This window comes from Streptomyces sp. CoH27, assembly GCF_020181035.1.
GTDB classification, from domain to species: Bacteria; Actinomycetota; Actinomycetes; order Streptomycetales; family Streptomycetaceae; genus Streptomyces; species Streptomyces camelliae.
Genome location: NZ_JAIQYY010000004.1, coordinates 203,901 through 217,603, shown reverse-complemented (window position 1 = coordinate 217,603; position 13,703 = coordinate 203,901). Strand labels below are relative to the sequence as shown.

Genomic DNA, 13,703 nt, shown 5'->3' with positions numbered 1-13,703 from the left:
CGCCCCCACGTACGCGTGCCGGCTACGCCAGCGGTACCGCCGCGCGGTCACCGGCCAGGTGCTCCGGGGCGCGGGCCGCGCCGAACGCGGTACGGCGGCGCAGCCGGAAACCCAGCGACTCGTACAGCCGGATCGCGTTCGTGTTCTGCGCGCCCGTGTGCAGGAACGGCGTCTCGCCACGCTCGCGGATGCCGTGCGCCACCGCGCGGATCAGCCGGGTGGCGAGGCCTTCGCCGCGGTGGGCCGGGTCGGTGCAGACCGCGCTGATCTCGGTCCAGCCCGGCGGGTGCAGCCGTTCCCCCGCCATCGCGATCAGCGCGCCGTCGCGGCGGATGCCGAGGTAGGTGCCGAGTTCGATGGTCCGCGGCAGAAACGGTCCGGGCTGGGTGCGGGCCACGAGGTCGAACATCTCGGGTACATCGGCCGGGCCGAGCGGGACCGCTTCCGCGTCCGGCTCTGCGACGAGGCCGTCGTCCACGAGCTGAACGCCCTCGACCCGGAAGGTGATCTCCCAGTCCTCCGGCGCCTCACCGCTGAACCCCAGCAGCGGGACCTCGGCACCGGGACCCGCCAGCGCGGCGGCATCCGCCCAGTCCCGCGCGTCCGGCTCGTCGGGCAGGGCGAGCCACGGGGAGACGTCCACCGGGTACCGCAGCACCCGCCCGCGCCGCTCGGCGAAGCGGGCGTGCGGGCCGGTCAGCGCGGCCAGGGCGGGGTTGTCGAGGATGTGCGGGCCGGCGGATCCGGCCAGGGCCTGAGAGGTGGCGGCGGCGGAATCGGCCATGCCCTGAGGGGCAGTGGCCGTGACGGCCGGATCGTCCAGGAGCTGCGGGGCGGCGGTGGCCGGGGCGCCGCCCGGGCCGACTATGTGGCTCATGCGGCCACCTCGATGACGATCTTGCCGCGGGTGTGCCCGTCCTCCACGGCGCGCAGCGCCGCGCCGGCCTGCTCCAGGGGGAAGGTGCGGGTGACGTGCGGCTTCAGGTCGCCGCGTACGACGAGGTCGGCGACCGCGTCCAGAACGGCGGCGGTGCGGGCGCGTTGCACCCGGTCCCCGCCCAGCGCGGCGACCGCCTCCAGCGGGGAACCGGCCGTGATCAGCTTGCCGCGGTCCTTCAGCAGCTCGGCGGCCTCCGCCAGCACCGGGCCGCCGATCAGGTCGTACACCCCGTCGATCCCGTCGGGGGCGGCGGCCCGCACCCGCTCGACGAGGCCGGGACCGGAGGCCACATGGACGGCGCCGAGCGACTCCACGAAGTCCTTCTTGCCCTCGCTCGCCACGCCCACGACCCGCAGTCCGAAGGCGCGGGCGATCTGCACGACCGCGCTGCCGACCCCGCCGCCCGCGCCCGTCACCAGCAGGGTCGTCCCGCCCGGCAGGCCGAGCTGGCGGACGCCGTCGTAGGCGGTGGCCGCGGCGACCGGGAGGGTGGCGGCGTCACGGAAGGACAGCGCGGCCGGCTTGTGGGCGGTCACGTCGGCGGAGAGGAGCGCGTACTCCGCATATCCGCCGTGGACCGTGCTGCCGAACACCTCGTCGCCGACCGCGAACCCGGTCACACCCGGGCCGGTCTCCGCCACGACCCCGGCGGCCTCACTGCCGAAGACCGTGGGGAAGTCGCGGGGGTCTTCGCCGGGGCGGAGAAAGCCCTGGCGCATTTTCCAGTCGACGGGGTTCACCCCGGCCGCGCGGACCGCGATCAGGATCTCGCCGGGGCCGGGGTGCGGCCGGTCCAGCTCGGTCAGCGCCTCGGCCTCCGGTCCGCCGTGCCGCGTATAGACGTATGCCTTGGGCATGCAATTTCCTCGCTTCTCTCGCGCTGTCACCGGTGTACCGGCGCCGGCATCGAGCGCAAAGGAGAAGCGCCGCAGAGCTATTCCCCGGGCCCGAAAGAGTTCATACGGACGCAACGATCGCGCGGTGGCCTGGAAGATCCGGACAGTGAGCTGGGACGGAGCGCGGGATGTGACAGCGTACGGTTGACGGATGAACGTCACGCGAGGCTTCACGGGCCGCCCGCGCGTACACAACCCCGGGTTGCCTCCCGGCCAGTACGACGCGGGCGAGGACTGGCCCGTCCTGTCCGCCGAGGTCACCCCCGACCTCGCCCCGGCCGACTGGTCCTTCCGTATCGACGGCCTGGTCGAGCGGCCGCACACCTGGGACTGGGACGCGGCGCACGCCCTGCCGGAGTCGGCGTACGCCGGGGACATCCACTGTGTGACCGGCTGGTCGAAGTTCGGCGTGCGGTTCGGCGGTGTCTCGCTGGACGCGTTCTTCCACAGGGTGCGGCCCCAGGCGTCCGCCACACATGCCGTCGCCCACTCCCACACGGGCTACACCGCCAATCTTCCACTCGCCGACCTCACCGGCGGGCGGGCCTGGATCGTCTGGGAGTACGACGGCGAGCCGCTGCCGTCCGAGCACGGCGGCCCGGCGCGGCTGATCGTGCCCCATCTGTACTTCTGGAAGAGCACCAAGTGGATCGCGGGTCTCACCCTGCTCGACCACGACGAGCCCGGCTTCTGGGAGCGCAACGGCTACCACGAGCGCGGCAATCCCTGGGAGGAGCAGCGGTACTCCGGTGACTGAGACGGTGACGACGAACCCGGCGGTGACCCGGTTCGCGGTGCCCGGGCGGATCGCGGTGAGTGACCAGGCCGCGGCGGTCTGGCAGACGGCCACACTCACGGAGATCCGGCGCGAGACAGCGCACGCGGCCACGTTCCGGCTGGCCGTGCCGGGCTGGGCGGGGCATCTGCCCGGACAGCATCTGCTGCTGCGGCTGACCGCGCCGGACGGCTACACGGCGCAGCGCCACTACTCCATCGCGTCGGCACCCGACGACTCCGGACACATCGAACTGACTCTCGACCATGTGCCGGACGGAGAGGTCTCCGGCTGGTTCCACACCGTGGCCCGGCCCGGGGACACGATCGAGGTGCGTGGACCGCTGAGCGGCTTCTTCGCCTGGAAAGGCGACCGGCCCGCGCTGCTGCTCGGTGCCGGTTCCGGGGTCGTACCGCTGATGTCGATGGTGCGGCACCACCGGCTGCGCGGCCTCACCGTGCCGCTGCGTCTGCTGGTGTCCGCGCGCAGCCCCGAGTCGCTGTTCTACGCGTCGGAGCTGGGCGCGGAGACGACGCCCGTGTTCACACGCAGCGCCCCACAGGGGGTGCCCGTGGGGCGTATGACGTCCGCACATGTGGCGCCCCTCCTGTCCGAGCAGCCTCCAGGTGGGTGGGAGGCCTATGTATGCGGGTCCAACGGCTTCGCCGAGCACGCCTCCCGGCTCCTGGTCGCCGCCGGCCAGCCGGTGGAACGGATCCGGATCGAACGCTTCGGCTGAACCTCCCGCCCGCTCCTTCGGGGAACCCTGTCCGAGCCCGGTGGCCAGCCACGTCCGTCCTCTGACGCCCGGGCACCCCGGTCGCACGCCGTAGGCCGGCCGTGTGGCCGTGGGGCGCGTGGCTCGTTCCGCGCTCCAAACGGGCTTGAACTCACGGTTCGCAGCGTGAACGAGGGGCACCGTACGGGGTACGAGACGGGTGTGGACGCTCGTGTGCGTGAGCGGCGGGGGGACGGCGGGCGCGCGACAGCGGTCCGTCGGCGCTCCAGCTCCGACGGGGCGAGGAGGTGGACATGCGGACCCGGGTGCGTGGCTGGCGCTGGCAGCGCAATCCGTTGCGGCGCCACTCGGACGTCGTGGAGGCGTGGACGGTGCTGGTGGTCACCGTCCTGCTGTTCGTGGTGGCGCCGCTGGCCGGGGCGGCCGCGGGCCTGCACGCTCATGACCAGGCCCGGGCGCTCGCGGCGGCGGCCCGCGCCGAACGCCACCAGGTGCGCGCCGTGGTGATCGGCGACCCGCCCCGTCGGGTACCGGCGGTGGAGGGCGACCGCCGGCGCCCCTATCGCGCCGAGGTCCGCTGGACCGAACCCGGCAAGGGCCCCCGTACCACCTGGGCCCGGGTGCCCTCCGGGACCCGTACCGGCGACACGGTCTCCGTGTGGTTCGACGCGCGGGGCCGCGCGGTCGCCCCGCCCCCGGGCGACGCGGCCGTCTGGCAGCACGCGGTGACCGTCGGCGTGTGTGCGGCGGGCGGTACGGCCGCTGTCGTGCTGTTCGGGTACGCCGTGGAGCGGCGGATCGCGCTGCGCCGCCGGATGGCGGAGTGGGAGCGCGCGTGGGCGCGGACCGGGCCGAGGTGGACCCAGCATCAGGCCTGACGGTCACCCGATCACCACGTTCCGCCCGACGCACACCGCCACTCCCGACAGCAAGCGCTCGCTCACCCTATGACCAGGCACGTCGACCACCAAGAAACCGTTCGGGCGCGCCTCCCGGGCCTGGTCAGTCCTCCGATCATCCACGTACGGTGAGCTGACGCACTGTCCCTTCACAAAGGCGGTTGTTGATGGCCCTGTTCGACCTTTCCCTCGCCGAACTGCACGCGTACCGCAGCGAGTCCACCGAACCCGAGGACTTCGACGCCTTCTGGGGCAAGACCCTGGAGGAGGCGCGCGAGCACGAGCTGGACGCCCGCTTCGAGCCGGTGGACACCGGGCTGTCGACGGTCGAGGTGTACGACGTGACGTTCGCCGGGTTCGGCGGTCACCCCGTCAAGGGCTGGCTGCGACTGCCGGCCGGCGCGACGGAGCCCCTGCCGCTGATCGTGGAGTTCGTCGGGTACGGCGGCGGGCGGGGACTGGCGCACGAGAACCTGCTGTGGGCCTCGACGGGCCGGGCGCACTTCACCATGGACACCCGTGGCCAGGGCAGCACCTGGGGCGCGGGGGGCGGCACGGCGGACCCGGTGGGCGCGGCCCCGGCGTACCCGGGCTTCATGACGCGGGGCATCGAGGCGCCCGAGAACTACTACTACCGGCGGGTGTTCACAGATGCCGTGCGCGCGGTCGAGGCGGCCCGTTCGCATCCGCTGACCGACGCGGCACGCACGGTGGCGCTCGGCGCCAGTCAGGGCGGCGGCATCGCCCTGGCCGTCGGCGGTCTGGTTCCGGATCTGGCCGCGATCGCGCCCGACGTGCCGTTCCTGTGCGACTTCCCGCGTGCGACGGTCCTGACGGACCGTCATCCGTACCGGGAGGTTGCCCTGTTCCTCAAGACGCACCGCGGCCGCTCGGCGGAGGTGCAGCGCACCCTGGCGTACTTCGACGGTGTGCACTTCGCGGCCCGGGGCCGGGCGCCGGCGCTGTTCTCGGCCGCTCTGGAGGACCAGACCTGTCCGCCGTCGACGGTGTTCGCGGCCTTCAACGCCTGGGCGCACGAGGACAAGGCGATCGAGGTGTACGACTTCAACGACCACGAGGGCGGCGGCCCCTTCCACGAGGCGGCGAAGGTGCGCTGGCTGCGGTCGTACGCCTGAGAGGCGGGGCGGGCTCCTGAGCCGGCGGGGCGGGTTTCGGCCGAACCGGCAGGCCGCTCTTCCCTCGTGGTTTAGACCAATGCTAATTGTGGTCGCGCAATGAGCCCGCACGGCTACGTCTTGTCACCACAGGAGGGCGCGGCATGGCCCGCACCACCCCGCACGAACCCGACCAGAGCCACGAATCCGCGCAGAGTCACGAATCCGCACCGCACGACGACCGGCCCCTGTACGGGCGGATCGCGGCTCTGCTGCTCGGCGAACTGCGCGCCGGCACCATTCCCCCGGGCGAACGGCTGCCGGGCGAACGGCACTTGGCCACGCACTACGGGGTCAGCCGGGAGACCGTCCGGCAGGCCCTGGAGGTGCTGCGGCGCGGCGGTCTGGTCGCGACCGACCGGCGCGGCAGCCACGCCACGCTGCCCGGCCGACCGGTCGAGGCCCCGGCGACGCCTGTGTTCCCGCTGGGCGCCCGCCCGGCGGACCCGTGTGCGGTCGACCGGGCCACCGTGACCTGGGAGGCGCCGCCGCCGGAGCACGCCCGGGCGCTGGGCATGGCCCCGCACCGGCCGACACTGGTGCACCGCTACCGGTCGGCCACGCCGGACGGCCGCTCGCTGCGGACGGCGGTGACGTCGTTCTCGGCGGTGGCGCTGGCCGAGGTCGCCGAGCTGGCCCGGTACCGGGACCGGGCCGACGGGGCCACGCCCGCGCAGCTGCTGCGGGCCTACGACTGGATGCGCAAGGCCGGTCTGGCCCTGCACCACCGGGACGCCATCAGCCAGGTCGGCGACGCCTCCTCGGTGCGGGTGACCCGGCGGGTGCACGACCAGTACGCCCGGCCGCTGGAGATCACCGACCTGGTGGTGAACGAACAGGACATGCTGGTCTACGAGTTCACGCTGCCCGCCGCGGGCTGACCTCGCCGGGCCACCACCAGCCGGGCGCGCGGGCTGCCGTCGTCCCGCCGCCCGAACTCCGGCAGGGGGTGCAGCTCGACCTCGAAGCCCGCATGCCCCAGCTCCCGCAGCACGTCGCCGAGCCGGAAGGTGCGGTAATACATGACGAACGGCGGCCGCCACAGGGCGTTGCGCACCCGCATGACGGCGTCGAAACCGAGCAGCAGCCAGTAGCCGGGCCGGGTCGGGCGGGGCGGGGCGAGCACCGGGAAGGCGAACCGGCCGCCGGGCCGCAGGACCGAGTGGACCTGCACGAACAGCCCTGGCAGCTCACGCGGCAGGAAGTGGCCGAACGCCCCGAAGGAGACGACGAGTTCGAAGGAGGCTACGAACGGCAGGGCGCGGGCGTCGCCGCGCACCCAGGCGACTCCGGGCCCGCCGGCCGGTGGCTGCACCCTCTGCCGGGCCACCTCCAGCATGCCCGCGCTGAAGTCGACGCCGGTGACGCTCCGCCGGCACAGCCCGGTCAGCGCCTCCACGCCCGCGCCGGTGCCGCAGCACAGGTCGAGCCCGTCCGCGAACGGGCCGAGCGGGGCGAGCGCCCTGGCGACGGACTCCAGCATCTCGTCGGGGGTCCGGAACGGGGTGTGGTCGAACTTCGGGGCGAGCAGGTCGTAGCCGCGCTCGACGGACGACAGCGCCTGGACCGCGAGTTCATGCAGGCGGGGACCTTCGGGACCGAACATCGTCTCAACCCAGGGCCACTCGCTGGGCGAGGACCGCGAGGACCCGCTCGCACCAGCGCAGATTGTCCTCCTCGAAGGCGATCCCGGCCATGAGGGTGAGATACGGGCCGACGCGCTCGGCGGTGCGGAGGTACTCCTCCTCGCTCCGCCCGTCGAGGAGTCGTTCGCGGACCCGCCAGTAGCGGTCGAGCTTGCCGCGCGCCCAGCCCATCCGCTCCTCGACCAGCGTGCGAGTGACCTCCGGATCGCCGCCGTCCATCGCCTGGATCTTGATGAGGAACTCGTCGCGCACGGCGGTGGGCCGTTTCGGCGGCTCGGCGGCGAACGCGGTCAGCTCGGCCCGGCCGGCCCCGGTGAGCGTGAACATCCGCTTGTTGGGCCGGCGTTCCTGCTGCACGGTCCGGGCCTGGACCAGCCCGTCCTGTGCCAGACGCTCCAGCTCCCGGTAGAGCTGCTGCGGGGTGGCAGGCCAGAAGTTCGCGAGCGAGACGTCGAACGCCTTCGACAGCTCGTAGCCCGAGGCCTCGCCCTCCAGCAGAGCGGCCAGGACGGCGTACTTGAGCGACATGTGGACAGGTTAGCAGCCCTTGATTAATCTCATCCGCACCTAATCAATTAATTGACTATGTGAGGTGATCCGATGCGCGCGTTCCGCGAGGCGGTGGAGGCCGGGAACATCGACGCCGCCGTGGCGCTGCTGGCCGAGGACGTCGTCTTCACCAGCCCGGTCGTCTTCAAGCCGTATCCGGGCAAGGCGATCACCGCGGCGATCCTGCGCGCGGTCTCCCAGGTCTTCGAGGACTTCCGCTACGTCCGGGAGATCGGGGCCCCGGACGGCGCCGACCACGCGCTGGTCTTCACGGCCCGGGTGGGCGACCGCGAGCTGACCGGCTGCGACTTCATCCACGTGAACGAGGACGGCCTGATCGACGACTTCATGGTCATGGTCCGCCCCCTGTCCGGCGCCCATGCCCTCGCCGAGGCCATGGGCGCGCGGTTCGACGAGATCGCGAAGGAGGCGGAGGCACGATCGGCGTGACGCGTCAGCCCTTCAGCTGCCCCAGGGTCGCCTTGGCGTCCTTCTTGAGCCAGTCGGTCACACTGCCGAGGCTGGGCGGGTTCTTGTCCTGGTCGTACGAGCTGAGGTACGTGTTGTAGGTCATCTCGTACGTCACCCAGCCGTCGCGCACGGCGAGCGTGGCATAGCGGGAGCCGCTGCCGGCGGAGCCGCCGGTGGTGTCCTGGCTGACCAGGTAGGCCTCGTCGCCGATGCCGTTGACCGTGGAGACCTCGTAACCGCTGTGACTGTCAGCGTAGTTCTTCCACAGGGCGGTGAACTCGGGCCCCGGATCGGTCTTTCTGTGCAGGTCCAGCTGCATGGTCAGGTAGGCGTCGGCGTAGGTGGAACCGGTCTTCTTCAGACCGAGACTGCAGTAACTCTCGTCCAGCGCCGGGTTCTTGAGGGTGTTCTTGGTGGGCGTGGTGTCGTCCTGCGGGTATTCGCTCTTGAAGGAGGAGTAGTCGGCGCGGGAGCACATGTCGGCCGGCGCCGCGTAGCCCCGCAGGTCCGCGCTGTCGCTCTTGCCGCCGATGAGGAAGACACCGCCCGCCCAGGCGGCGGACGCGACGACCGCGCCGACGACCGCCCACAGCACCGCCTTGCCCGCCCCGCCGCCACCTGATGGGGGAACAGGAGCGCCGGGGCCGTACTGGGGTGCCTGGGCATAGGGGTTGCCGGGCTGGGGCTGCCCCGCCCCGCCGAACTGCCCCGGCTGCACCTGCTGTCCGTGCGGCACCGGCAGGGGCTGGGCGGCGGGCTGGCCGACCAGGGTGGGCTGCGCATAGAAGTTCCCGGGCGGCGGGGACTGCGGGCTCGGGTACGGGTAGGCCGTCGGCTGCGGCGGGACGGCCGGCTGCGGCGGCTGCGCGGGCTGTGGTGCCGGCTGATCGGCCGGCTGAGGCGGCTGCGATGGCGTGGACATGTCCTGAACATAGTGCACGCTTATCGGGCAAGTCCCCTGACGTCCAGGATCGTTACGGTCTGAGGACATGCGGCCGGAGGGGGACGGGCACGGTCTGTCCGGACGCTGGTGCCGACAAAGCCGGAGTGAGGCTGCAAGTCGGCTTCATGTGGGGCGAGTTGGAGTTCGGGGGGAACCGGGTGAACAGCCGCTTCAGCGCGATCGCGTCCTCCTGGCCGGTTGCGCGGCCTTCGCCGCGGCGATCTCACCGAGCACGGCGACGAGTTCGAGGTTGGCGGCACCGGCCCGGGCCGGCATGATGTCGGTGGCCACGACCTGGTTGCTCATGTGATGCAGCCGGTCACGGAACTCGCCGTCCACGCCGATGAGTTCGCTGATGACGCCCATCGGCAGGGGCAGGGCGAAGTGCCGGCGTAGATCGGCGACACCGTCGCCCGCGTCGGCGGCACGGGCGAGGCCGTCGAGATCTTCTCAGGTCAACTCCTCGATCTGCTACCGCAGTTCCGCCACCGGCGCGGGGTGAGGGCGCGGCCGGCCAGGGACCGCAGCCGGCGGTGGTCGTCGCCGTCGGCGGTGGTCATGCCCCCGTACGGTCGCGAAGGTCGGCAGCGGCCGGCCGGGAACGATCCGCCCCTCCCGCAGGGCCGTGAAGTGCCGTGTGTCCTTGGCGACTTCGGGATGCCGGAGGGATCCTTGGGCGCGTCGTGCCGAGTACGACCGTCCCCTCGATGCCGCCGGGCAGTTCGACCGGGGCCACGGTGCCCTGCGCCCGCAGGCGCGCGTTGACGGCGTACGGGCGGCCGCCGGAGGGGACGGGGCCGGGCGGGAGGAAGTTCCACGGGGTTCTTCTGACGGTCGGGCGGGGCAGGAATAGACGTGGACGCCCTCATGTTGACGTCACCGGACGCACGGGTATAGTGCGATCAGCGCATGTGCGTGTCCCGTCGTACGGACATCGGTGTCGCTCTTCTCTCCACCAGCCCTTCGGCCAGGACTCTCGACCGGCCCGGGCTTCTTCTCAGCACCACCTCGGACCAGGGCGTTTCCGCCGTACCCCGAGGTGTCGTTCCCGCCGCCCGCAGGCATGTGTCCGCCTGCCGCTCGCGGCCCCTCCCCCTTCCCACGCTGTTTCTCCCGTCCGCGAAAGGACCTCCCACCATGACCACCACACTCGACCATCCTCCCGTGGTCCCGCAGGCCCCGGCCGCCCGGCTCGTCACCGGTGTCCTCGACATCGACGCGCAGGGGAAGGGACATCTGCGGGCCACGAACCTCCTGTCCACGCCGGCCGACCCCCAGGTCCCCACGGCCCTGATCCGGCGCCACGGGCTGCGCAAGGGCGACCTCGTCGAGGGCGTCCGGGGCGAGCGGCGGGCGCTGACCGAGATCACGCGCGTCGAGGGCCGCGATCCGGCGGGCCCGGTCGGCCGGCGCCGCTTCGGCGACCTCACCCCGCTCCACCCGCACGACCGCCTCCGCGTCGAACATCCCGCCTCCGGGCCGGCCGGCCGGGTCACCGATCTGCTCGCGCCGGTCGGCAAGGGCCAGCGCGGCCTGATCGTCGCCCCGCCGAAGAGCGGCAAGACGGTGCTGCTCCAGCAGCTCGCCGCAGCCGTGGCCGGCAACCACCCCGAGTGCCGGCTGATGGTCCTGCTGCTGGACGAGCGGCCCGAGGAGGTCACCGAGATGCGCCGCTCGGTGCGCGGCGAGGTGTACGCCTCCACCTTCGACCGGACGCCCAAGGAGCACATCGCGCTCGCCGAACTCGTCGTCGAGCGGGCCAAGCGCCTGGTCGAGGCCGGCGAGGACGTCGTCGTCCTGCTGGACTCGCTGACCCGGCTGTGCCGGGCCCACAACAACGCCTCCGCCGCCGGCGGACGCACCCTGAGCGGCGGTGTCGACGCCGGTGCGCTGCTCGGCCCGAAGCGGTTCTTCGGCGCCGCCCGCCAGGCCGAGGAGGGCGGCTCGCTCACCATCCTCGCCACCGTGCTGGTGGACACGGGCTCCCGCGCCGACCAGTACTACTTCGAGGAGCTGAAGAGCACCGGCAACATGGAGCTGCGCCTCGACCGGGAGGCGGCCGCCCGCCGCCTCTTCCCCGCCGTGGACATCGACGCCACCGGAACCCGCCGCGAGGAACTCCTGCTCACTCCGGCCGAGTTGACGGCCGTGCACGGGCTGCGCCGCGTGCTGCGCGGCCGGGAGGGCGGTCCCTCCGGACTGGAGACCCTGCTGGAGCGGCTGCGCGCCACCCCCGGCAACGCCGCGTTCCTGCGGCAGATCCGGCCCACACTGCCGGCCGGCTGACCACCGCCCCGGCACGCCTCGCCCGAGGTGCCTCGTCCGGGTTGCTCGCGTGGGCCGAACGGCCCGGAGAGCGCGAAGAACGAGAGAGGTATTCGTACGTTCATCACATGATCACCGGACTTTCTCATCGGGCGGCCTTGTCGGCCTGTTCCCTGTGCGTGACGGGGGTGCTGGCGCTCGCGCCGGCCGCCGTCTCCGCCGGGCAGCACACGGGGGACCCCGCTCCGCCCGGCCCCCAGGCGGTGATGCCCGGGCCGTCCCAGCTGTACCGCTCAGGTACGCAGGTCCGGCCGCACCGGGGGGCGCCCGAGGTGCCGGAGGTGTCGGCGCTGTCCTGGGTGGTGGCCGACGCCGGCAGCGGGGACGTGCTGGCCGCGAGCGACGCCCACCTCAGGCTGCCGCCGGCCAGCACCCTGAAGACGCTGTTCGCCCTCACCGTGCTGCCCGAGCTGCCGGGCGGGATGCGGCACACCGTGCGGGACGCGGAGCTTGCGGACATCGGCCCGGGCAGCAGCCTGGTCGGCATTCAGGAGGGGCGCACCTACGACGTGGCCGATCTGTGGCGCGGGGTGTTCCTCAGGTCCGGCAACGACGCCGTGCACGTGCTCGCCTCGATGGCCGGCGGTTGGGACGCCACGGCCGCGCGGATGCAGGCCAAGGCCCGCTCGCTCGGTGCCCTGGACACCCATGTCGTCTCCCCCGACGGCTACGACGCGGACGGCCAGGTGTCCTCCGCCTACGACCTGGCGGTCTTCGGCCGGGAGGGGCTGCGCAACCCCGACTTCGCCCGCTACTGCTCCACCGCCGAGGCCACGTTCCCCGCCGACGGATGGGCATTCGGGATCTCGAACACCAACCGGCTCCTGACCGGCCGGGACGGCGTCGCACCGTATCCGGGGCTGATCGGCATCAAGAACGGCTACACGTCCCACGCGGGCAACACTCTGGTGGCCGCGGCCCGCCACCACGGGCGCACGCTCGTGGTGACCGTGATGAACCCTCAGGCGGGCGGCGGGTTCACGGTGTACAAGGAGGCCCGTCAGCTGCTGGACTGGGGCTTCGACGCGGCCGGGCAGGTCGATCCGGTCGGCTCGCTGGACGGGCTGCGCGTCAAGCCCCGCCCGGCGAAACCGGCGGTACCGGTGGCCGCGGCCGCGTCGCGAGTCCCGGACGACGACTCGGGCTGGTCCGGTACCGCGCTCGTCGCGGGGCTCTCGGGGATCGGCGCCGGGGCGGCCGTGGCGCTGGTGCTGCGGGCCAAGGGCAAGGCCGCGCGCGACTGACCCACCGGCAGGCCGAGCAGCAGGCCGAGGGTGATCCACGTGTAGAGGTTGCCGCCGAGGAACCCGCCGACGCCCGAGGCGCCGTCGTACCAGAGCCACACCACGCTCGTGCACATCACCGCGTACAGGCCCCCCGCGATGCGCGGGTGTCCGGCGCGGACCAGGACCGCGAACGACGGCAGCAGCCACACCAGGTGATGCACCCAGGTGATCGGGCTGACCAGACAGGCCGCCGCGCCGGTGAGCGCGAAGGCCGCCGTCCAGTCCCCGGCCGTCACCGCCCGCCGGGCCCGCCAGGCCCACACGCACAAGGTCAGCAGGACCGCCGTGGCCCACAGCGGGCGGCCGGTCTCGCCGAGGCGGGCCAGCACACCCTGCAGCGACTGGTTCGAGACGTAGGCGAGGCGGCCGACCCGGCTGGTGTCCCACAGCGCATCGGTCCAGTAGAAGCGGGACGCGCTCGGGTCCGCCCAGGCCGCGAGCGCGCTCGCCGCGACGGCCACGGCCGTCGCGACACCGGCCGCCCGGCGGCGCCCGGCGAGCAGCAGCAGGCCGATGAACAGGGCGGGCGTCAGCTTCACGGCGGCGGCGAGCCCGATCCCGGCGCCCGCCCAGCGCCCCCGGCCGCTCGTCAGCAGCCGGCAGTCGCCGAGGACGAGGGCGAGGAGCACCAGGTTGACCTGGCCGAAGCTGAAGGTGTCCCGCAGCGGTTCGAACAGCGCGAGCGCACACAGGGCGAGCGACCAGCGGTACCAGCCGTGCCGCCGGCGGCCGGAGCCGGCCAGGATCCACAGGACCGTCGCGAGCGCGGCCAGGTTCACCAGCAGCGACAGCGCGATCGCGGTGGTCCGGCCGAGCAGGGCCAGCGGCAGCATGGCGAGGGCGGCGAACGGCGGATAGGTGAAGCCGTAGGCGGTGCCGGGGACGTGGTAGTCGTAGATGCGGCCCCCGTGGTGCACCCAGGTGTGCACGGTCCCGTAGTAGACACGCAGGTCGAAGAAGTCGCGCAGCAGCGGCACGGTCGCGGTGAAGACGGTGACCGTGGCAGCGAGGACCAGGACCAGCAGCAGCCGGCCCCGGGTCGTGCGCGGCCCGGTCACT

Annotated in this window: 13 protein-coding genes and 2 pseudogenes; 8 read left to right on the top strand and 7 right to left on the bottom strand. The window is 72.9% G+C overall.

Features of this window, described 5'->3' with window-relative positions; translation table 11 throughout:
- Nucleotides 1-22 precede the first annotated feature (22 nt).
- Nucleotides 23-784 (bottom strand): GNAT family N-acetyltransferase, encoded by a 762-nt coding sequence (locus LE548_RS08060; protein WP_225096120.1) that lies wholly within the window; start codon nt 782-784, stop codon nt 23-25.
- Between the two features lie 89 nt (nt 785-873).
- Entirely contained in the window at nt 874-1,797 is a 924-nt protein-coding gene (locus LE548_RS08055; protein ID WP_225095962.1) for an NADP-dependent oxidoreductase, read from the bottom strand.
- 190 nt (nt 1,798-1,987) lie between these two features.
- On the opposite strand from LE548_RS08055, the gene LE548_RS08050 reads away from it, so the two are divergent.
- The 5 genes from LE548_RS08050 (at nt 1,988) to LE548_RS08030 (ending at nt 6,305) form a co-directional block, all read left to right on the top strand.
- Nucleotides 1,988-2,593 carry a sulfite oxidase-like oxidoreductase gene (locus tag LE548_RS08050; RefSeq protein WP_225095961.1) on the top strand — a complete coding sequence of 202 codons (606 nt, stop codon included), beginning with the start codon at nt 1,988-1,990 and terminating at the stop codon, nt 2,591-2,593.
- A complete protein-coding gene (locus LE548_RS08045) occupies nt 2,586-3,350 on the top strand; it encodes a ferredoxin reductase (RefSeq protein ID WP_374116035.1) in 765 nt (254 codons plus the stop codon). The genes LE548_RS08050 and LE548_RS08045 overlap by 8 nt, the downstream gene beginning before the upstream one ends.
- A 293-nt stretch (nt 3,351-3,643) precedes the next feature.
- A complete protein-coding gene (locus LE548_RS08040) occupies nt 3,644-4,228 on the top strand; it encodes a hypothetical protein (RefSeq protein ID WP_225095960.1) in 585 nt (194 codons plus the stop codon).
- Between the two features lie 188 nt (nt 4,229-4,416).
- Nucleotides 4,417-5,385, top strand: a complete 969-nt coding sequence (locus LE548_RS08035; RefSeq protein WP_225095959.1) for an acetylxylan esterase — start codon at nt 4,417-4,419, stop codon at nt 5,383-5,385.
- A gap of 143 nt (nt 5,386-5,528) precedes the next feature.
- On the top strand, nt 5,529-6,305 hold the full coding sequence (locus tag LE548_RS08030) for a GntR family transcriptional regulator (RefSeq protein ID WP_225095958.1): 777 nt from the start codon (nt 5,529-5,531) through the stop codon (nt 6,303-6,305).
- Here the strand turns inward: LE548_RS08030 and LE548_RS08025 are convergent.
- Together LE548_RS08025 and LE548_RS08020 are read right to left on the bottom strand one after the other, a co-directional pair.
- Nucleotides 6,275-7,030, bottom strand: a complete 756-nt coding sequence (locus LE548_RS08025; protein WP_225095957.1) for a class I SAM-dependent methyltransferase — start codon at nt 7,028-7,030, stop codon at nt 6,275-6,277. The genes LE548_RS08030 and LE548_RS08025 overlap by 31 nt on opposite strands.
- Nucleotides 7,031-7,034: 4 nt before the next feature.
- On the bottom strand, nt 7,035-7,598 hold the full coding sequence (locus LE548_RS08020) for a PadR family transcriptional regulator (RefSeq protein ID WP_225095956.1): 564 nt from the start codon (nt 7,596-7,598) through the stop codon (nt 7,035-7,037).
- Between the two features lie 72 nt (nt 7,599-7,670).
- On the opposite strand from LE548_RS08020, the gene LE548_RS08015 reads away from it, so the two are divergent.
- On the top strand, nt 7,671-8,069 hold the full coding sequence (locus LE548_RS08015) for a nuclear transport factor 2 family protein (protein ID WP_225095955.1): 399 nt from the start codon (nt 7,671-7,673) through the stop codon (nt 8,067-8,069).
- A 4-nt stretch (nt 8,070-8,073) separates the two neighbouring features.
- On the opposite strand, the gene LE548_RS08010 is transcribed toward LE548_RS08015, so the two are convergent.
- Nucleotides 8,074-9,012 carry a DUF2076 domain-containing protein gene (locus LE548_RS08010; RefSeq protein ID WP_225095954.1) on the bottom strand — a complete coding sequence of 313 codons (939 nt, stop codon included), beginning with the start codon at nt 9,010-9,012 and terminating at the stop codon, nt 8,074-8,076.
- Between the two features lie 216 nt (nt 9,013-9,228).
- A pseudogene (locus tag LE548_RS08005) lies at nt 9,229-9,880 on the bottom strand (cytochrome P450); the annotation flags it as partial.
- 290 nt (nt 9,881-10,170) lie between these two features.
- Here LE548_RS08005 and rho point away from each other — a divergent pair.
- Both rho and LE548_RS07995 read left to right on the top strand, forming a co-directional pair.
- Nucleotides 10,171-11,319: a transcription termination factor Rho gene (rho, locus tag LE548_RS08000; RefSeq protein ID WP_225095953.1), complete on the top strand. Its 1,149-nt coding sequence runs from the start codon at nt 10,171-10,173 to the stop codon at nt 11,317-11,319.
- Between the two features lie 107 nt (nt 11,320-11,426).
- Nucleotides 11,427-12,260: pseudogene (locus LE548_RS07995) on the top strand (D-alanyl-D-alanine carboxypeptidase family protein); the annotation flags it as partial.
- Between the two features lie 98 nt (nt 12,261-12,358).
- Here LE548_RS07995 and LE548_RS45950 read toward each other — a convergent pair.
- Nucleotides 12,359-13,702 carry a glycosyltransferase 87 family protein gene (locus LE548_RS45950; RefSeq protein ID WP_308030067.1) on the bottom strand — a complete coding sequence of 448 codons (1,344 nt, stop codon included), beginning with the start codon at nt 13,700-13,702 and terminating at the stop codon, nt 12,359-12,361.
- Nucleotide 13,703: the final 1 nt, after the last annotated feature.